At 60.9% G+C, this 17,418-nt stretch carries 16 protein-coding genes; 13 read left to right on the top strand and 3 right to left on the bottom strand.

What is annotated here, in order from left to right; translation table 11 throughout:
* Positions 1–163 precede the first annotated feature (163 nt).
* The 4 genes from PYV55_RS08495 to leuD are packed head-to-tail and all read left to right on the top strand — an operon-like array spanning position 164 to position 4,422.
* Positions 164–1,348 (top strand): CaiB/BaiF CoA transferase family protein, encoded by a 1,185-nt coding sequence (locus tag PYV55_RS08495; protein WP_048805398.1) that lies wholly within the window; start codon positions 164–166, stop codon positions 1,346–1,348.
* 10 nt (positions 1,349–1,358) lie between these two features.
* Positions 1,359–2,369: a hydroxymethylglutaryl-CoA lyase gene (locus PYV55_RS08490; RefSeq protein ID WP_048806242.1), complete on the top strand. Its 1,011-nt coding sequence runs from the start codon at positions 1,359–1,361 to the stop codon at positions 2,367–2,369.
* Positions 2,369–3,778 carry a 3-isopropylmalate dehydratase large subunit gene (gene leuC, locus PYV55_RS08485; protein ID WP_265923163.1) on the top strand — a complete coding sequence of 470 codons (1,410 nt, stop codon included), beginning with the start codon at positions 2,369–2,371 and terminating at the stop codon, positions 3,776–3,778. Before PYV55_RS08490 ends, leuC begins: the two co-directional genes overlap by 1 nt.
* Positions 3,778–4,422 carry a 3-isopropylmalate dehydratase small subunit gene (leuD, locus tag PYV55_RS08480; RefSeq protein ID WP_026437492.1) on the top strand — a complete coding sequence of 215 codons (645 nt, stop codon included), beginning with the start codon at positions 3,778–3,780 and terminating at the stop codon, positions 4,420–4,422. The genes leuC and leuD overlap by 1 nt, the downstream gene beginning before the upstream one ends.
* A gap of 450 nt (positions 4,423–4,872) precedes the next feature.
* On the opposite strand, the gene istB is transcribed toward leuD, so the two are convergent.
* Both istB and istA read right to left on the bottom strand, forming a co-directional pair.
* Positions 4,873–5,637 (bottom strand): IS21-like element helper ATPase IstB, encoded by a 765-nt coding sequence (gene istB, locus PYV55_RS08475; RefSeq protein ID WP_011804279.1) that lies wholly within the window; start codon positions 5,635–5,637, stop codon positions 4,873–4,875.
* Entirely contained in the window at positions 5,634–7,238 is a 1,605-nt protein-coding gene (gene istA, locus PYV55_RS08470) for an IS21 family transposase (protein WP_034303860.1), read from the bottom strand. The genes istB and istA overlap by 4 nt, the downstream gene beginning before the upstream one ends.
* Positions 7,239–7,422: 184 nt before the next feature.
* Between istA and PYV55_RS08465 the strand changes: the two genes are divergently transcribed.
* Positions 7,423–8,844, top strand: coding sequence for a methyl-accepting chemotaxis protein (locus PYV55_RS08465; protein WP_081769054.1), 1,422 nt, complete (start codon positions 7,423–7,425; stop codon positions 8,842–8,844).
* Positions 8,845–8,892: 48 nt separating this feature from the next.
* Here PYV55_RS08465 and nagR read toward each other — a convergent pair whose 3' ends face one another.
* Positions 8,893–9,798 carry a naphthalene degradation transcriptional regulator NagR gene (nagR, locus tag PYV55_RS08460; protein WP_034303858.1) on the bottom strand — a complete coding sequence of 302 codons (906 nt, stop codon included), beginning with the start codon at positions 9,796–9,798 and terminating at the stop codon, positions 8,893–8,895.
* Between the two features lie 115 nt (positions 9,799–9,913).
* Here nagR and nagAa point away from each other — a divergent pair, with 115 nt between their 5' ends.
* The 8 genes from nagAa (at position 9,914) to PYV55_RS08420 (ending at position 17,402) form a co-directional block, all read left to right on the top strand.
* Positions 9,914–10,900: a naphthalene 1,2-dioxygenase/salicylate 5-hydroxylase systems ferredoxin--NAD(P)(+) reductase NagAa gene (nagAa, locus tag PYV55_RS08455; protein ID WP_275850236.1), complete on the top strand. Its 987-nt coding sequence runs from the start codon at positions 9,914–9,916 to the stop codon at positions 10,898–10,900.
* Between the two features lie 45 nt (positions 10,901–10,945).
* Positions 10,946–12,217 carry a salicylate 5-hydroxylase large oxygenase NagG gene (gene nagG, locus PYV55_RS08450; RefSeq protein ID WP_275850235.1) on the top strand — a complete coding sequence of 424 codons (1,272 nt, stop codon included), beginning with the start codon at positions 10,946–10,948 and terminating at the stop codon, positions 12,215–12,217.
* Between the two features lie 2 nt (positions 12,218–12,219).
* A complete protein-coding gene (gene nagH, locus PYV55_RS08445; protein WP_275850234.1) occupies positions 12,220–12,705 on the top strand; it encodes a dalicylate 5-hydroxylase small oxygenase NagH in 486 nt (161 codons plus the stop codon).
* Positions 12,706–12,715: 10 nt separating this feature from the next.
* Positions 12,716–13,030: a naphthalene 1,2-dioxygenase/salicylate 5-hydroxylase systems ferredoxin NagAb gene (gene nagAb / locus PYV55_RS08440; protein WP_275850233.1), complete on the top strand. Its 315-nt coding sequence runs from the start codon at positions 12,716–12,718 to the stop codon at positions 13,028–13,030.
* Positions 13,031–13,116: 86 nt separating this feature from the next.
* Positions 13,117–14,460 (top strand): naphthalene 1,2-dioxygenase system large oxygenase NagAc, encoded by a 1,344-nt coding sequence (nagAc, locus tag PYV55_RS08435; RefSeq protein ID WP_275850232.1) that lies wholly within the window; start codon positions 13,117–13,119, stop codon positions 14,458–14,460.
* A gap of 14 nt (positions 14,461–14,474) precedes the next feature.
* Positions 14,475–15,059, top strand: a complete 585-nt coding sequence (nagAd, locus tag PYV55_RS08430) for a naphthalene 1,2-dioxygenase system small oxygenase NagAd (protein WP_275850231.1) — start codon at positions 14,475–14,477, stop codon at positions 15,057–15,059.
* A gap of 63 nt (positions 15,060–15,122) precedes the next feature.
* The gene (gene nagB / locus PYV55_RS08425; protein ID WP_275850230.1) at positions 15,123–15,902 is read left to right on the top strand and encodes a 1,2-dihydroxy-1,2-dihydronaphthalene dehydrogenase NagB; all 780 of its coding nucleotides are present in this window, start codon (positions 15,123–15,125) and stop codon (positions 15,900–15,902) included.
* Between the two features lie 48 nt (positions 15,903–15,950).
* The gene (locus tag PYV55_RS08420) at positions 15,951–17,402 is read left to right on the top strand and encodes an aldehyde dehydrogenase (protein ID WP_275850229.1); all 1,452 of its coding nucleotides are present in this window, start codon (positions 15,951–15,953) and stop codon (positions 17,400–17,402) included.
* The last annotated feature ends 16 nt before the right edge of the window (positions 17,403–17,418 follow it).

Genomic DNA, 17,418 nt, shown 5'->3' with positions numbered 1-17,418 from the left:
TCGGGATGGGTTCTAAGGAGCAATCATGAATACACACCGTAAAGACAGCGCACGGTCAAACCTTTCGAAGGATGCTGAGCGAACTGACGGTTCGGATGACACAACCATGAAGAAAAAATCGACCTCTCAGGAGAACGATGAGAGCAAACCTACGTCGGATGTAATGCCGCTTGCGGGCGTCAAGGTACTTGAACTCGGCTCGCTGGTAGCGGGGCCTTACGCCAGCGCGCTGCTGGCTCAGTTCGGCGCGGAAGTGATCAAGATCGAGCCGCCGAAGGACGGGGATCCGTTGCGCAAATGGCGCAAGCTCCACGAGGGTACCTCGCTGTGGTGGTACACGCAAAGTCGCAACAAGAAGTCGGTCACGCTCGACCTCAAGCGCGACGAGGCGCGCGAGATCGTACGTCGCCTGGCCGGCGAAGTCGACATCGTGATCGAGAATTTCCGTCCCGGGACGCTGGAGAAGTGGGGGCTGGGCTGGGAGCAATTGTCGGCCCTCAATCCGCAACTTGTCATGGTCCGCATCTCCGGCTACGGGCAATCGGGCCCGTACAGCCAGCGACCGGGCTTTGCGGCCATCGCCGAGTGCATGGGCGGTCTGCGCCACGTGACCGGATTTGCCGATCGTCCGCCCGTACGGGTGGGTGTAAGCTTGGGCGACACGCTGGCCTCGCTGTACGGCACGATTGGTGCCCTGGTGGCGATGCACCATCTCAAGGCCAACGCGGGCAAGGGTCAGTTCATCGATGTCGCGTTGTACGAGTCAGTATTCGCGGTGATGGAAAGCCTGATTCCAGAGTACGCGGAGTTCGGCTTCGTTCGGGAGCGCTCCGGCGCCAGTCTCCCGGGCATTTCACCATCGAATACCTACCGTTGTGGCGATGGCCACTACGTGGTTATCGCAGGCAACGGCGACGCCATCTTTAAGCGGTTGATGCACGCGATCGGGCGCGACGATCTCGGCGCTGACCCCGCGTTGGCGCGTAATGACGGCCGTGTCAGACACAATGATCGGCTGGATGCGGCCATATCCGATTGGACCGGACTGCACCCGCTTGACGAGGTCTTGAAGGTCCTGGAGGCGGCCGACGTGCCCAGCGGGCGCATCTACACCGCAGCCGACATCGCGGAAGACCCGCACTTCCACGCGCGCGACATGATCGAGCGCCACGCGCTACCCGACAGCACACCAATCGACTTTCCGGGCATCGTGCCCAAGTTGAGCGCGACTCCCGGGCGCACGAAATGGGTCGGCCCCGAGCTCGGCGCGCACACGCAGGAAGTGCTGGGCTCTCTGGGCATTGATGCTGACGAGCTTGCCCGGCTGCGCGCCGATGGCGTGGTTTGAGGGGCAACTCATGCAAAAGGCCAACGGCCAGCGGCTGTACATCCAGGAAGTTTCTGTGCGCGACGGATTCCAGATCGAGTCTCGCTTCGTGCCCACCGAACAGAAAATTGATCTGATCAATGGCTTGAGCCGCACAGGACTGGCCAAGATAGAGGTCACATCGTTCACCTCGCCCAAGGCCATCCCGGCGCTGGCGGATGCCGAAGCCGTGATGCGAGGGATCGAACGGATTCCCGGCGTTGAATACGCTGCACTGGTGCCCAACATTCGCGGCGCTGAGCGCGCGCTCGACTGCGGCGTCGACGAACTGAATCTCGTAATGTCTGCGAGTGAGACACACAACGCCGCCAACCTGCGGATGACCCCTGCGCAGTCGTTGGCGCAGTTTGCCGAAATCGTGAGGCTGGTGGACGGCCGTAAGCAGGTCAACGCCTCGTTGTCCACGGCCTTCGGCTGTCCGTTCGAAGGTGACGTGCCGGACGCGGTCCTGCTGGCGCTCGTAGAGCGCATCGCAGGGCTGGGCATCGCGCGCGTGACGCTGTGCGATACGACCGGCATGGCCCATCCGGGGCAGGTGGAGCGCCTCTGCCGGGCGGTGAAGACTGGTTGGCCGCAACTGACCTTGACGGCGCATTTTCATGACACCCGTGCCATGGGACTGGCGAATGCGTTGGCGGCGCTCGAGGCCGGCATCGACCGCTTCGATGCCTCCCTCGGCGGGCTGGGGGGCTGTCCCTTCGCGCCGGGCGCCAGCGGGAACGTCTGCACCGAAGACTTGGTTCACATGTTCGAGGCCATGGGCTATCGCACCGGCGTCAATCTGGAAGCGCTGCTGGCGCAGGCGCGCCGCATGCCTGAGATCGTCGGCCACGATGTGCCCGGGCAGGTCATGAAGGCGGGTCCATCGAGTCGGCGGTATCCCGTACCGGATGGCGTGCACTCACGCGAACCGCAGCAGCGCCTGGCCGGCGTGGGTTGCCTTGCCGGAAGCCCGGCCAGTCCGGTCCTGAGGGGAACGTAATGGCCGCCGCGACACTTTTCGAAAAGCTGTGGCAACGGCATGTGGTGCACGAGCCCGAGGCCGGCCCTCCGCTGCTGTACATGGACCGCCATCTGGTCTACGAGGTCACCAGCCCGCAGGCGTTTGAGGGGTTGCGCATGGGCAAGCGCAGGCTGTGGCGTCCGCAAACGGTACTGGCGACCGCGGACCACAACGTGCCGACGACATCGCGCTCCGTGGGCATCATAGATCCCTTGTCGCGTATCCAGGTCGAACAGCTCAGCCGCAACTGCAAGGAGTTCGGTGTCACCGAGTTCGGACTCTCGGACCCCCGTCAGGGCATCATCCATGTCGTCGGTCCGGAACAGGGCGCAACCTTGCCGGGAATGACCGTTGTCGCCGGCGACTCGCATACCAGCACGCATGGCGCCTTCGCCGCCCTGGCCTTTGGTGTCGGTACTTCCGAGGTCGAGCATGTGCTCGCGACGCAGTGCCTGTCCGTCAACCCGATGAAGCCCATGCTCGTGCGCATTGAGGGAGCACTGGCGCCTGGCGTAACGGCCAAGGACTTGATCTTGGACGTGATCGGCCGCATCGGCACGGCAGGCGGAACCGGCTACGCCATCGAGTTTGGCGGTGGCGCGGTTCGCGCCTTGTCCATGGAAGGCCGAATGACTTTGTGCAACATGGCGATCGAAGCAGGCGCTCGCGTTGGATTGGTCGCGGTCGATCAAAAAACGATCGACTACCTGAAAGGGCGTCCGTACGCGCCGCGCGGCGAGCGATGGGAGCAGGCGGTGGCGTACTGGCGCACACTGGTCAGCGACGAGGGTGCGCACTTCGACAGAACGCTTGAGATCGATGCGGCTCTTGTGCAACCCATGGTGACTTGGGGCACATCGCCCGAAATGGTGCAGCCGATCGGCGGCCAGGTGCCCGATCCTGCGCGTGAACCGGACCCTGTCAAGCGCTCCGGAATGGCCAATGCGCTGGCGTACATGGCAATCGAGCCGGGCATGCCAATCAAGGCCATTCAGCCGGACAAGGTGTTCATCGGATCGTGCACCAATGCCCGCATCGAGGATCTGCGCGCTGCGGCCGCCGTGCTGAAGGGCCGACATATTGCTCCCACGATCAAGCTAGCCCTCGCGGTCCCGGGCTCGGGGTTGGTCAAGGCGCAGGCCGAAGCCGAAGGCCTTGACCGCGTGTTCACCGACGCGGGTTTCGAATGGCGTGAACCGGGCTGTTCGATGTGCTTGGGTATGAACGAGGACCGGCTGGCGCCCGGAGAGCGCTGTGCCTCCACCTCGAACCGCAATTTCGAGGGCCGTCAGGGGGCGGGAGGGCGTAGCCATCTCGTGAGTCCGGCAATGGCGGCGGCGGCCGCAGTTGCGGGCCACTTCGTTGATGTCCGTAAGGAGTTCAGCTGATGGAACCTTTTACGTTTCTCGACGGCATCGTGGTGCCGCTGAATCGCGCCAACGTCGACACGGACGCCATCATCCCGAAGCAGTTCATGAAGTCGATACGACGCACAGGCTTCGGGGGCAATCTGTTCGACGAATGGCGCTATTTGGACAAGGGCGAGCCCGGGCAGGATTGCGCCGCGCGGCCGACGAACCCGGCTTTCGTGCTGAACCAGCCCCGCTACCAAGGTTCCTCCATCCTGTTGGCGCGAGCGAACTTCGGCTGCGGCTCCAGCCGCGAACACGCGCCGTGGGCGCTGCACGACTATGGCATTCGTGCGCTCATCGCCCCCAGCTTTGCCGACATCTTCTACGGCAACTGCTTGAAGAACGGCATGTTGCCCATCGTGCTGCCCGAGGTTGAGGTGCAGTATCTGTTCGAACAGGTAAAGAGCCAGCCTGGTTACCGCCTGCGCATCAACCTCGAGAGACAGTCTATCGAAGCACCGATCGGCCCTGCTCTCGGCTTCGAGTTCGATCCGTTTCGCAAACGCTGTCTGCTCAACGGCATCGACGACATCAGCCTGACGCTGGAGCATGACGCGGAGATTCGCCGCTACGAGGCTAGGCGGCAATTGGCGGAGCCATGGGTATTTGGAGGGGCTTGAGAAAGCTGGCAATTTCATTCATCAAGCCCAAGAGGATCAACCGTGACCATCGTTCTTCAAATTCAGAGTTCGTGCGCAATGTGCTGCGGCGGCTTGCCAGCGTAACCGTCTTACTGGCGACAGTCGTCATCACGGTGCCCGCGGACTCGGCAGACCAGTTTCCCACCAAACCGATCACGATCCTGGTCGGCAGCCCGACAGGCAACCTGTCTGATGTGCTTGCTCGTTTCATCGTGCAGAAGGCACCCTTTCCACTGAAAGAACACAACCCATGCCCCAATTCACCCTGCGCCAGAAATTTTTGTTCGGCATGGTCGCCGTGCTCACGGTGTCACTGCTGGTGATGTTGGGGGGGCGATTCCTTGGCAAGGCCGCGCGCTTCCCCCCGATGGCCAGTCCAAATTCCCCCACCTGTGGCCACCCCAAATTCCCCAGGCAAGACCGGTTGGATTATGACGACTCAGTGCCGATGGCGATGCGTGCGGCGGCCTCTTTGAGCCGGTAGCTCTTGCCCTCGAATTCCAGCATCGTGCAGCGGTGCATGAGGCGGTCCAGGATGGTGGTCGCCATTGTGGCGTCGCCCAGATAGCGACCCCAGTCCTGCACCACGCGGTTGGAGGTCACCACGATGGCGCGGCGCAGCTTGTAGCGCTGATGCACGATGGCCTGCAGGACCTCGGCGGCGTGCTCGCTGATACGCCTGGCCAGGAACAGATCGTCCAAGATGATCAGGTCAGGCTCCACCCACTCCTTGAGCAGGCCGATGCGCTCGGTGGCACTTGCCAGCGCGTAGCGGGCGAATTCGGCGTCGGCCTCGAGGTAACGCACATCGTGGCCGCCCAGCGTGGCCTGGTAGGCGATGGCCTTGGCAATGTGAGACTTGCCGGTGCCGGGTTTACCGACGATGAGCGCGTTGGAACCCTCGGCGATGAACTTCAGGGTGTGCAGCTCAAAGCAGGCCGCGCGGGGCAGCTTGGGGTTGAAACGCCAGTCGAAGTCGGCCAGGCTGACCTTCTCGTCCAGACCCGAGCGCTTGTAGCGGCGCTCTGTCAGGCGCGATCGGCGCCGGTCGAGCTCATCCTGAAGCATGGCGGCGAAGGTCTGCAGAAATGGCTCCTGGGCGACCTGGGCCTGCATCACGCGGGTCGACAGGGTCTCGGCAATACCCGACAGGCGCAGCTGGCGCAGCGCGCGCTCGATCTCGACCATGTTCATGGCTGGCTCCCAACTGCGGCGGTGGCCGCAGCGTGGGCAAACAGGTCACCGTATTCATCGGCATCGCGGATCAGCTCGTGCTGCTGGGTCAGGGTCGCCGTGGTGGGCGTTACATGCTCGCCACCGGCCTGGGTCTCGATGGCTTCAAGCGCATCGGCAAAGAGCGCCTCTGTCAATGCCTGGACGCGCTTGAAGCTGTAGATGCCCTGCTCCAGAGCCTGGGCGCAAGCGGCGTTGACACAATGCGCCGGATATCGGCGCACCAGGCCGACGATGCCCCAGAGCTTGCGCTGGCCCACCCGGCCCTCGATGGCAAAGAGCAACTGGCACAGCCGGGCGGCGTGTTCGCCAATCTGGCCGGCCTGGCGCAGGATCAGGCGGGTCTCACGCGAGGGGTTGAACACCCGCTCATCCTGGGGCAGCACCACGGTGCCGGGGCGTTCAGCCTTGGGGTGACTGCGCAGCAAGGTGCCGGTTTGCAGATCAAAGATCTGGATGCGCTGGGCGAAGATGCGCACCCGCACCTTCGATCCGATGACCGCCGGGCGCGCGGCGTAGCTGCTGTGCTCCACCCGCACACAGCTGTCGTCGCACACCGTGCGCTGGACCTCTTCGAAATACTGCATGCCCAGCAGTGGCAAAGCTTTGAGGTGGGGGCGTTCTTCCGCGAACATGGCCTGCACCTGGCGCCGCTCGGTGCCGTGGATGCGCTTGGCTGCCCAATTCTTCTCCCATTGCGCCAGGAAGGTGTTCTGCTCTTCGATGGACTCAAAGCGCCGGCCCTTCAAGGCCGTGGCCTGGGTGTGGCCGATGGCGTGCTCTACCGTACCCTTGCGGTTGGGGTCACGCACCCGGGCCGGGTCGGCCACCACGCCGTAGTGCGCCAGGGTGGCGGCATAGACCGGGTTGAGTTCGGGCTCATACAGGTCGGGTTTGATGACGCCCTCTTTGAGGTTGTCCAGCACCACGTACTGCGGGCAGCCACCGAAGTGGCGAAACGCGCGCTCGTGCAGCTCGGCCCAGACCTGCTGGCTGGACTTCCAGACCACGTGCCGAAAGCTGGCCCGCGAGTAGCGCAGCGTGGCCACGAACAGGCGCGGTTTGCGGTACCGGTTGCTGCCCGGCACCCGGGTGGGTGCACCCTCACCGTAGTCCACCTGCATCTCCTCTGCGGGCAGGAAGGACAGGCGGTCGAATTGTTCGGGCTCCTTGTGACGCAGCCGGGCCACGAAGCGTTTGACCGAGTTGTACTGGCCGGCAAAGCCGTGGACATCGACCAGGTCCTGGTAGATGGCCGTGGCGTTGCGCTTGAGACGCAGTTGGGCCTCGATGAAGTCGCGGTACGGCTCGCATAGGGAGGCGGCCACTGACGTGGGAGCCGGTGGCCAGGGTGGGGGAATTTGCGCGGCCACGTGAGCGGCCATGGCATCAGGGCCGGTGGCCACCCCGGGGGAATTTGACTGCTCGGCCTGCCGGCGACGTTGGTAACTCCTGACGGTCTTGCGGTCGATTCCGGTGATGCGCGCGATCTCGCGCTGGGTGCTGCCACGCTCGAGCAGCGTGTAGACGGTGGCCCGTTGGTTGGGTTTCAAGACATTCACTCCTTGGCCTCCCCTCGGGGAAGACCAGAACTACTGTCCTGCCAACAGGTGCCAGCGGCGCCGGCGTTTACCCCCTGTCCCCGATCAACTCAGGTGGGGGAGTTTGAGGTGGCCATCAGTGGGGGAGTTTGGGTGGCCGCCGGGGCGCTTCCACCACCTGGAGCGGGAACATCTTGCGGCTGTCATGCAGATGGCACTCGCCATGCAGCGGGCAAGCTCGGGTGACACGGCCCCGGCGGTTGGCAAGGACCTGCTGCTCAAGCCGATCAAGCACGGGCAGTGGCTTGCCGCGCAGGTCGATGTGGAGTTGTTCAAGGTCGAGCAGGGGTTGTTCCGCTTGTTCGGCTTTGGTGGCGTTCTTGACTTGCCGAGCAAGGACATTGGCGACCTGGAGCGCATGAAGAAAATCATCGAGCTCGAACCTGGCAGCACCGTGAGCCCGGCACTGGTCGAGCGGCTGCGACCCGACATGGCGGTGGTGCAAGATGGCTCCGAACGTTTCGCCCCGCTAGTGGCCGAGGCGGTCGGCTTCATCAAGGCGCTTGTCTTCAGCATCAACCTGCTGGGCGGTCTGGTGCTGCTGGCCTCCTTTTGGGCGATCCGCAAAGCGGTGCTCGGGCCGCTGGAGGAGGCGCTGCGGCTGGCGGGCCAGATTGCCCAGGGCGACCTCACGGGGCAGATCGTGACGCGTTCGAACGACGAAGTCGGCCAATTGATAACCGCCCTGGCGGACATGCAGGGCAGCCTTTCCAGCATGGTGGCCCATGTGCGCCAGAACGCCGAGAGCCTGGAGGCGGCCAGTTCCGAGATTGCCCAGGGCAACCACGACCTGTCGGCGCGCACCGAAAGCCAGGCCAGCGCCCTGGAAGAAACCGCCGCCAGCATGGAGGAGCTGAGCTCCACCGTGCGCCAGAACGCCGACAACGCGCGCCATGCCAACCAGCTCGCGCAAAGCGCCAGCGCCGTGGCCGTCCAAGGCGGCGAAGCTGTGGCCCAGGTGGTCAACACCATGACCGGCATCAACGAAAGCTCACGCAAGATAGCCGACATCATCGGCGTCATTGACGGCATCGCCTTCCAGACCAATATCCTGGCCCTGAATGCCGCGGTCGAGGCCGCCAGAGCGGGTGAACACGGTCGCGGCTTTGCCGTGGTGGCCGCCGAAGTGCGCAGCCTGGCCCAGCGCAGCGCCGAGGCTGCCAAGGAAATCAAGACCCTGATCAGCGACAGCGTGGGCCGGGTCGAGCAAGGCAGCGCCCTGGTGGACCGGGTCGGCGCCACCATGAAAGAGGTCGTGGACAGTATCCGGCGCGTGACCGACATCATGGGCGAGATCAGCGCGGCCAGCACCGAGCAGAGCCAGGGAGTAGCGCAGGTGGGTGAGGCCGTCACCAATATGGACCAGGTCACGCAGCAGAATGCGGCGCTGGTCGAGCAGATGGCCGCGGCGGCCTCCAGCCTGAAGGGCCAGTCCGAGGAGCTGGTGCAGACGGTGGCGGTGTTCAAACTGGCGGGTGAAGGCAGTTCTGACCCGGCTGCCTACGCACAAGGCCAGTCGCATGGAAGAACTGCTGCCGCATCGGTTGGCAGACCACCGACATCCTGATTCTCAGCTATGGCCGCCCGCGGCAGTCAATATGGGCTTGCTGGACGCTTATGCTTCAGAGAAAAGCTCGACGAACAACTGACGTAGCCACATGTTGCCCGGATCCCGGTTGTACTTGGCATGCCAAAACAGGTTGATGGCGATGTCAGGCAGCTTGGCCGGGTGCGGGGATGTCGTCAGACCAAAAGGCACTTCGCAGCGAACGGCAAAACGTTGCGGCACGGTCGCGATAAGGTCGGTGCTGTGCAGAATGGGGCCGACCGCAATGAAATGCGGCACCACCAGTCGCATGCGCCTTTTGATGCCTGCGCGTTCAAGCAGGCCATCGACCTCACCGTGTCCGGTGTTGAGTGCGACCACGCCGACATGCTCCAATTCACTGAACTGCCTCAGGCTCATGGGGGATTTGGCGCTTGGATGGTCCTTGCGGAACATGCATACGTAGCGGTGGCGAAAGAGGCGCCGCTGAAAGAATCCGGTCTGTAGCTCTGGCAGAAGACCCAAGGCAAGATCGACCGCACCCGACTCCATATCCTCCTTCAGATTGCCTGCATTCGGGCGCAGCGTGCTGATCTGGATATGAGGAGCTCGTTGCGCAAGCGCTTCCATCAGTGGAGGCATGAAGTACATCTCGCCGATGTCGGTCATGGCCAAGTTGAAGGTGCGCGTGCTGATAAGCGGGTCGAACGAGTCACGGGTCGTCAGCGCCGTCTGCAGCGTGTTGAGCGCATAGACCACGGGCTCCGCAAGATGCAGTGCATACGGTGTCGGCTCCATGCCTTTTGACGTGCGCAAGAACAAATCGTCCTTTAGCGCCGCACGCAGCCGTTTAAGTGAATTACTGACGGCAGGCTGCGTCAGCCCCAGTTTTTCGCCGACCGTCGATACGCTCCGGTCGAGCAGTAGCTGTTTGAAGACCACCAGCAGATTCAAGTCGATGTCGCGCAGATCCATGATGTCTCACCATTATTCATGCTGGTGATTTTAACTATCAGATTTGATCTATGGCGCTATACCGATCGACGGGCCAGAATCGCAGCCATTCGGAGACAACTGAAAAAGAGCTTGCATGGAACTGGTAGTAGAACCCCTCAATTTGCATCTGAACGCGGAGACCGGCAGCACCCTGCTTGACGTGCTCAGGTCCAACGAGGTCCCCATTTCTTATAGCTGCATGTCGGGCCGCTGCGGCACTTGCCGTTGCCGTGTGATTGCCGGCCATCTTCGCGATAACGGCCCCGAGACAGGGCGCCCGCAGGCAGGAAAGGGAACCTACGTTCTGGCCTGTCAGGCGGTACTGATCGAAAACTGCACGATTGAGATCCCTGAATCTGACGAGATCGTGGTTCACCCGGCGCGCATCGTCAAGGGGACGGTCACAGCGATAGACGAGGCCACCCATGACATCCGGCGCCTGCGCATCAAACTGGCCAAGCCGCTTGAGTTCAGCCCCGGCCAGTACGCAACGGTGCAGTTTACGCCCGAATGCGTCCGCCCCTATTCGATGGCCGGGCTGCCTAGCGATGCGGAAATGGAGTTTCAGATTCGCGCGGTTCCGGGCGGGCATGTCAGCAACTACGTTTTCAATGAACTGTCCGTAGGCGCTTCGGTGCGGATCAGCGGCCCCCTCGGAACGGCCTATCTGCGGCGCACGCACACCGGCCCCATGCTTTGTGTGGGGGGTGGAACAGGTCTGGCGCCCGTCCTTTCGATCGTTCGAGGCGCACTGGAAAGCGGGATGAGCAACCCCATCCATCTGTACTTCGGTGTGCGGAGCGAGCAGGACATCTATGACGAGGAACGCCTTCACGCATTGGCTGCAAGGTTTCCGAATCTCAAGGTGAATGTCGTTGTTGCAACAGGCCCTGCCGGCCCTGGTCGTCGATCCGGCCTGGTCACCGATCTGATCGGCCGTGACTTGCCCAATTTGGCGGGATGGCGCGCCTACCTGTGTGGCGCTCCGGCCATGGTCGAGGCCCTGAACCTGCTCGTTGCTCGCCTAGGCATAGTACCCGGGCACATCCATGCCGATGCGTTCTATCCCAGCGGCGTCTGAGCGAAGGCACCATGCGAACCCAATTCAACCCAAGGATACCAAGCCATGAGTGAACCCCAACGATTAAAACCCGTGTTTCCCCAAGATCCGAAATGGCCGGGCGACGGCAGCAGCCGCGTTCCCTTCTGGGCCTACACCCGCGAAGACCTGTACAAGCGCGAATTGGAGCGCCTGTTCTATGCAAACCACTGGTGCTATGTAGGCCTGGAAGCCGAGATTCCGAATCCAGGCGACTTCAAGCGAACGGTGATCGGTGAGCGCTCGGTCATCATGGTGCGTGATCCGGATGGCGGCATCAACGTGGTGGAGAACGTCTGCGCCCACCGTGGCATGCGCTTTTGCCGCGAGCGCCACGGCAACGCCAAGGACTTCTTCTGCCCCTACCACCAGTGGAACTACAGCCTCAAGGGTGACCTGCAGGGCGTGCCCTTCCGCCGTGGCGTCAAGCAGGACGGCAAGGTCAACGGCGGCATGCCCAAGGACTTCAAACTCGAAGAACACGGCCTGACCAAGCTCAAGGTGGCCGCCCGAGGCGGTGCAGTGTTTGCCTCTTTCGACCACGATGTCGAGCCTTTCGAGGACTTCCTGGGCCCAACCATCCTGCACTACTTCGATCGCGTCTTCAATGGCCGCAAGCTCAAGATCCTGGGCTACCGCCGCCAGCGCATCCCGGGCAACTGGAAGCTGATGCAGGAGAACATCAAGGACCCCTACCACCCGGGCCTGCTGCACACCTGGTTCTCGACCTTCGGGCTCTGGCGCGCCGACAACAAGTCGGAACTGAAGATGGACGCCAAGTTCCGCCACGCCGCGATGATCTCCACGCGCGGTCAGGGCGGCAAGAACGAGGAGGTCGTGTCCGGCGTGGACAGCTTCAAGGAACAGATGAAGGTGAACGACCCGCGCCTGCTCGACATCGTGCCCGAGCCCTGGTGGGGCGGTCCGACTGCGGTGATGACCACGATCTTCCCCAGCGTGATCATCCAGCAGCAGGTCAACAGCGTATCGACCCGCCACATCCAGCCCAACGGCCACGGCTCCTTCGACTTCGTCTGGACCCACTTCGGCTTCGAGGACGACAACGAGGAGTGGACCCAGCGCCGCCTGATCCAGGCCAACCTGTTCGGGCCGGCGGGCTTCGTGTCGGCCGATGACGGCGAGGTGATCGAGTGGTCGCAGGAAGGCTTTGAGCAAAAACCGACGCACCGCACCGTGATCGAGATGGGCGGTCACGAAATCGGCGACACGGACCACATGGTCACCGAGACGCTGATCCGCGGCATGTACGACTACTGGCGCAAGGTGATGGGGGAATAAACATGGTCGACTTCAAAACCTATTTCGAACTGCTGAACCTGTACAGCGACTACGCCATGGTCTGCGACTCCGCCAATTGGGAGAAGTGGCCTGATTTCTTCATCGAGACCGGCACCTACCGCCTGCAGCCGCGCGAGAACTTTGAGCAGGGCCTGCCGCTGTGTCTGCTGGCGCTGGAGAGCAAGGCCATGATCCGTGACCGAGTGTACGGTGTCAAGGAAACCATGTACCACGACCCCTACTACCAGCGCCACATCGTAAGCACGCCGCGCGTGCTGTCGGTGGAGCGTGATGCGGATGGCGAGCGCATCACCGCCGAAGCCAGCTATGCCGTGATTCGCACCAAGTACGACGGCGATTCCACGATTTTCAACGCCGGCTATTACCGAGACGTGATCGTGCGCACGCCCGAGGGCCTCAAGCTGAAGTCGCGCCTGTGCGTTTACGACAGCGAAATGATCCCCAACTCTGTGATCTATCCAATCTGAGGCGACGCACATGACTCAGAACTGGATTGATGCAGCTTGTCTTGACGACATCCCTGAAGGCGATGTGGTCGGCGTCAAAGTTAACGGCAAGGAAATTGCGCTCTACGAGGTCGAGGGGGAGATTTATGCCACCGATAACCTGTGCACGCACGGCGGTGCGCGCATGAGCGATGGCTTTCTCGAAGGCCGGGAAATTGAATGCCCTCTGCACCAAGGTCGATTTGATGTCTGCACAGGCAAAGCCTTGTGCACCCCCCTGACAAAGGACATCAAAACCTACCCCGTCAAAATTGAAAACATGCGCGTGATGCTCAAAATGGAGTAAGACTACTTTCAATCAGGAGGCTGAATTCGGACCAATCAACCAAACCATCCAATCCACCCATTAGCCAAAAAACGGAGACATTAATCATGATTTATGAAAATTTGGTGAGTGAAGCAGGGCTGACGCAAAAGCACCTGATTCATGGCGACAAAGAACTTTTCCAGCACGAATTGAAGACCATCTTCGCGCGAAACTGGCTTTTTCTGACCCATGACAGCTTGATTCCCTCCCCCGGCGACTATGTCACAGCCAAAATGGGTGTCGATGAAGTCATCGTCTCCCGCCAGAACGATGGCTCGGTGCGAGCCTTTTTGAATGTTTGCCGTCACCGGGGCAAGACACTAGTTCACGCTGAAGCCGGAAATGCGAAAGGCTTTGTGTGCAGTTACCACGGCTGGGGCTTTGGCTCCAACGGCGAACTGCAAAGCGTTCCCTTTGAAAAAGAGTTGTACGGCGATGCGATCAAAAAGAAATGCCTGGGCTTGAAAGAAGTCCCCCGCATCGAAAGCTTTCATGGCTTTATCTATGGCTGTTTTGATGCAGAAGCTCCCCCGCTCATCGATTATCTGGGTGATGCAGCCTGGTACCTGGAACCCATCTTCAAGCACTCTGGTGGCCTGGAACTTGTAGGCCCCCCCGGCAAAGTGGTGATCAAGGCCAACTGGAAGGCTCCTGCGGAAAACTTTGTAGGTGACGCCTACCACGTTGGTTGGACGCACGCATCGTCTTTGCGCACAGGGCAGTCGATATTTACTTCTCTTGCGGGCAACGCTATGCTTCCACCCGAAGGCGCGGGCTTGCAAATGACCAGCAAGTATGGCAGTGGAATGGGCGTATTGTGGGACGGCTACTCCGGTATCCACAGCGCTGATCTGGTTCCCGAAATGATGGCATTCGGCGGCGCAAAACAGGAAAAGCTCGCCAAGGAAATCGGCGATGTCCGGGCGCGGATTTACCGCAGCCATCTGAACTGCACGGTTTTCCCGAACAACAGCATTTTGACCTGCTCCGGTGTCTTCAAGGTCTGGAACCCGATCGATGAAAACACGACCGAGGTTTGGACGTATGCCGCCGTAGAAAAAGACATGCCTGAGGACTTAAAGCGTCGCTTGGCTGACGCGGTTCAGCGCACTTTCGGACCAGCAGGATTCTGGGAAAGCGACGACAACGACAACATGGAGACGGCGTCGCAAAATGCCAAGAAATACCAATCCAGCAACAGTGATCTGATTGCCAATTTGGGTTTCGGCAAGGACGTCTACGGCGACGAATGCTATCCGGGCGTCGTTGGCAAATCGGCAGTCGGCGAAACCAGCTATCGCGGATTCTACCGTGCCTACCAGGCTCACATCAGCAGCTCCAATTGGGCCGAGTTCGAAAACACCTCCCGAAATTGGCACACCGAACTCACCAAGACGACTGATCGCTAATCCAGGAGCCAATCATGATGATCAATACCCAGGAAGACAAGCTGGTCTCCGCGCACGACGCCGAAGAATTTCACCGTTTCTTCATCGTACAAGATGATGCACTACTGCAAGAAGTCAACACGCTCCTGACCCGCGAAGCGCACCTGCTGGACATTCAGGCCTACAAAGCCTGGCTTGAACACTGCGTTGCCCCCGAGATCAAATACCAGGTGATCTCGCGAGAACTTCGCTCCACTTCCGAGCGTCGATACCAACTGAATGATGCGGTGAACATCTACAACGAGAACTATCAGCAACTGAAAGTTCGAGTTGAGCATCAGCTCGACCCGCAGAATTGGGCCAACAGCCCGAAGATGCGTTTCACTCGCTTCGTCACCAATGTCATGGCAGCCAAGGACACGGGTGCACCGGATCTGCTGCATGTCCGCTCCAACCTCATTCTCCACCGCGCCAGGCGCGGAAACCAGGTTGACGTGTTCTATGCAACGCGAGAAGACAAATGGAAACGTAACGAAGGTGGTGGCATCCAACTGGTGGAACGTCTTGTGGACTACCCGGAGCGCATTCTCCAAACCCACAACCTGATGATCTTCCTGTGAGCCCTGGGGATGCCTGCCTGGATGGCGGGCATTCGTGATTATTTTTAACGGAAATTTATTGACATGAACACACAGCAAGTTGTTGCCATCACTGGCGCCGGTTCAGGCATCGGGCTGGAACTGGTTCGATCCTTCAAAGCAGCTGGCTATTGCGTGTCCGCACTTGTTCGCAACGAGGAACAAGAGGCGGGCCTTCGCAGTGAATTCAAAGATGCCATTGAGATCGTAGCGGGCGATGTTCGTGATCACGCCACCAATGAAAAGCTGGTCAACAAGGCGGTTGCCAAGTTCGGGCGCCTGGATTGCTTCATCGGAAATGCCGGGATATGGGATTACATGCTGAGCATCGATGAGCCTTGGGAGAAATTCTCGGGCAGTTTCGACGAGATATTTGACATCAACGTCAAAAGCCATTTCAGCGGCATCAGCGCGGCCTTGCCGGAACTCAAAAAGACGAACGGATCGGTGGTGGTGACGGCTTCCGTTTCTTCCTATGCGGTCGGTGGCGGCGGTTCTTGCTACATGGCCAGCAAACATGCGGTGCTGGGCATGGTCAAGGCTTTGGCCTACGAATTGGCTCCGCACATCCGGGTCAATGGCGTTGCGCCAGGTGGCGCGGTCACTTCTTTGGCTGGCCCGGCAAGCGCTGGCTTCGACAAAACCAAAATGAAAGACATGCCCGGCATCGATGACATGATCAAAGGCCTGACTCCCCTGGGGTTCGCGGCAAGGCCCGAGGACGTGGTGGCACCGTATCTTTTGCTGGCCTCCCGGGAACAAGGGAAGTTCATCACTGGCACCGTAATCGGCATTGATGGCGGCATGGCGCTCGGCCGAAAGTGAATTTTCAATCAAATCAGATTTTTCAACCCCATTCCCAGGAGACAACCCATGAAGACGAAATTGTTCATCAACAACACCTGGAGCGCTTCGAGTGACAAAAAGTCATTCGATCGCAAGCACCCTGTCAGTGGCGAGGTCGTGACCCAATGCGCGAACGCCACGGTGGACGATGCGGTCAATGCGGCTCGAGCCGCTCAAGAGGCGTTCAAGTCCTGGAAGGCCGTCGGACCCTCGGAGCGGCGGCGCCTTCTTTTGAAGGTGGCAGACGTCATGGAGAGCAAAACGCCCGAGTTCATCGAAGTGATGGCCAAGGAAGTGGGAGCCTCCGCGCTGTGGGCGGGGTTCAACGTGCACCTGTCGGCCAATGTGTTCCGGGAAGCCGCCTCACTGGCCACCCAAATTCAAGGCGAAACCATTCCGACGGACAAGCCTGACACCCTGTCAATGACGCTGCGTCAGCCTGTCGGCCCCATCTTGAGTATCGCGCCATGGAACGGCACCGCAGTGCTCGCGGCGCGGGCCATCGCGTATCCGTTGGTCTGCGGCAATACCGTGGTGTTCAAAGGCTCCGAGTTCAGCCCCGGCACGCACGCGTTGATCGCGAAGTGCCTGCAGGAGGCCGGCCTGCCTGCTGGCGTGCTCAACTATCTGAACTCCTCCCCGGACCGCTCGCCCGATATCGCCGATGCGCTGATTTCGTCTAAAGAGATTCGTCGCATCAACTTTACGGGCTCCACTCGCGTGGGGCGCATCATCGCCCAGAAAGCGGCCCAACATCTCAAGCGCTGCTTGCTGGAGTTGGGTGGCAAGTCCCCGCTGATCGTTCTGGACGACGCGGACATCGACGCGGCGGTCAAGGCAGCGGTGTTTGGCAGTTTCCTGTTCCAAGGCCAGATCTGCATGTCCACCGAACGCCTGGTGGTCGACGAGAAGATCGCGGACGAATTTGTCGCGAAGTTCGTCGAGAAAACCAAGAAGTTGAGTGCAGGCGATCCGTGCGTGACCGGGGACTGCGTCATTGGTCCGATGGTGTCGTCCAACTCGGGGGACCGGATCAATGGCCTGTTGAAAGATGCCATCGACAAGGGTGCCAAGGTCGTGTGCGGTGGTATGGCCGAGGGTGCGGTCATGCCCGCCACGATCCTGGACCACGTGACAGCCGACATGCAGATCTACGATGAGGAAACCTTCGGTCCCATCACCGTGGTTATCCGTTGCAAGGGCGAAGCAGACGCCATCCGCATTGCCAATGACAGCGTCTATGGCCTGTCATCGGGCGTGTTTGGCCGGGACGTGAACCGGGCTCTGCGCGTGGGCATGGCGATCGAATACGGCTCGGTCCATATCAACGGGTCCACCGTACAGAACGAGGCTCAGGCGCCTTATGGCGGAACAAAGGCCACCGGTTATGGCCGCTTCGACGGACGCGCGGTGATCGACGAGTTCACGGAACTCAAATGGCTAACCATTGAACCATTCGAGCAGCAGTATCCCTTCTAAGCTGAAGCAACAAAGG

The organism is Extensimonas soli (assembly GCF_029211265.1).
Classification (GTDB): Bacteria; Pseudomonadota; Gammaproteobacteria; order Burkholderiales; family Burkholderiaceae_C; genus Extensimonas; species Extensimonas soli.
The sequence above is the reverse complement of the archived record's forward strand: the minus strand, read 5'-3'. Positions and strand labels throughout refer to the sequence as shown.

What these genes read in the sequence shown, in the direction of transcription:
- PYV55_RS08495 (WP_048805398.1), top strand. Translation starts at nt 164, where the DNA reads ATGCCGCTTGCGGGCGTCAAGGTACTTGAACTCGGCTCGCTGGTAGCG.
- PYV55_RS08490 (WP_048806242.1), top strand. Translation starts at nt 1,359, where the DNA reads ATGCAAAAGGCCAACGGCCAGCGGCTGTACATCCAGGAAGTTTCTGTG.
- leuC (WP_265923163.1), top strand. Translation starts at nt 2,369, where the DNA reads ATGGCCGCCGCGACACTTTTCGAAAAGCTGTGGCAACGGCATGTGGTG.
- leuD (WP_026437492.1), top strand. Translation starts at nt 3,778, where the DNA reads ATGGAACCTTTTACGTTTCTCGACGGCATCGTGGTGCCGCTGAATCGC.
- istB (WP_011804279.1), bottom strand. Translation starts at nt 5,637, where the DNA reads ATGAACATGGTCGAGATCGAGCGCGCGCTGCGCCAGCTGCGCCTGTCG.
- PYV55_RS08465 (WP_081769054.1), top strand. Translation starts at nt 7,423, where the DNA reads ATGCAGATGGCACTCGCCATGCAGCGGGCAAGCTCGGGTGACACGGCC.
- nagR (WP_034303858.1), bottom strand. Translation starts at nt 9,798, where the DNA reads ATGGATCTGCGCGACATCGACTTGAATCTGCTGGTGGTCTTCAAACAG.
- nagAa (WP_275850236.1), top strand. Translation starts at nt 9,914, where the DNA reads ATGGAACTGGTAGTAGAACCCCTCAATTTGCATCTGAACGCGGAGACC.
- nagG (WP_275850235.1), top strand. Translation starts at nt 10,946, where the DNA reads ATGAGTGAACCCCAACGATTAAAACCCGTGTTTCCCCAAGATCCGAAA.
- nagH (WP_275850234.1), top strand. Translation starts at nt 12,220, where the DNA reads ATGGTCGACTTCAAAACCTATTTCGAACTGCTGAACCTGTACAGCGAC.
- nagAb (WP_275850233.1), top strand. Translation starts at nt 12,716, where the DNA reads ATGACTCAGAACTGGATTGATGCAGCTTGTCTTGACGACATCCCTGAA.
- nagAc (WP_275850232.1), top strand. Translation starts at nt 13,117, where the DNA reads ATGATTTATGAAAATTTGGTGAGTGAAGCAGGGCTGACGCAAAAGCAC.
- nagAd (WP_275850231.1), top strand. Translation starts at nt 14,475, where the DNA reads ATGATGATCAATACCCAGGAAGACAAGCTGGTCTCCGCGCACGACGCC.
- nagB (WP_275850230.1), top strand. Translation starts at nt 15,123, where the DNA reads ATGAACACACAGCAAGTTGTTGCCATCACTGGCGCCGGTTCAGGCATC.
- PYV55_RS08420 (WP_275850229.1), top strand. Translation starts at nt 15,951, where the DNA reads ATGAAGACGAAATTGTTCATCAACAACACCTGGAGCGCTTCGAGTGAC.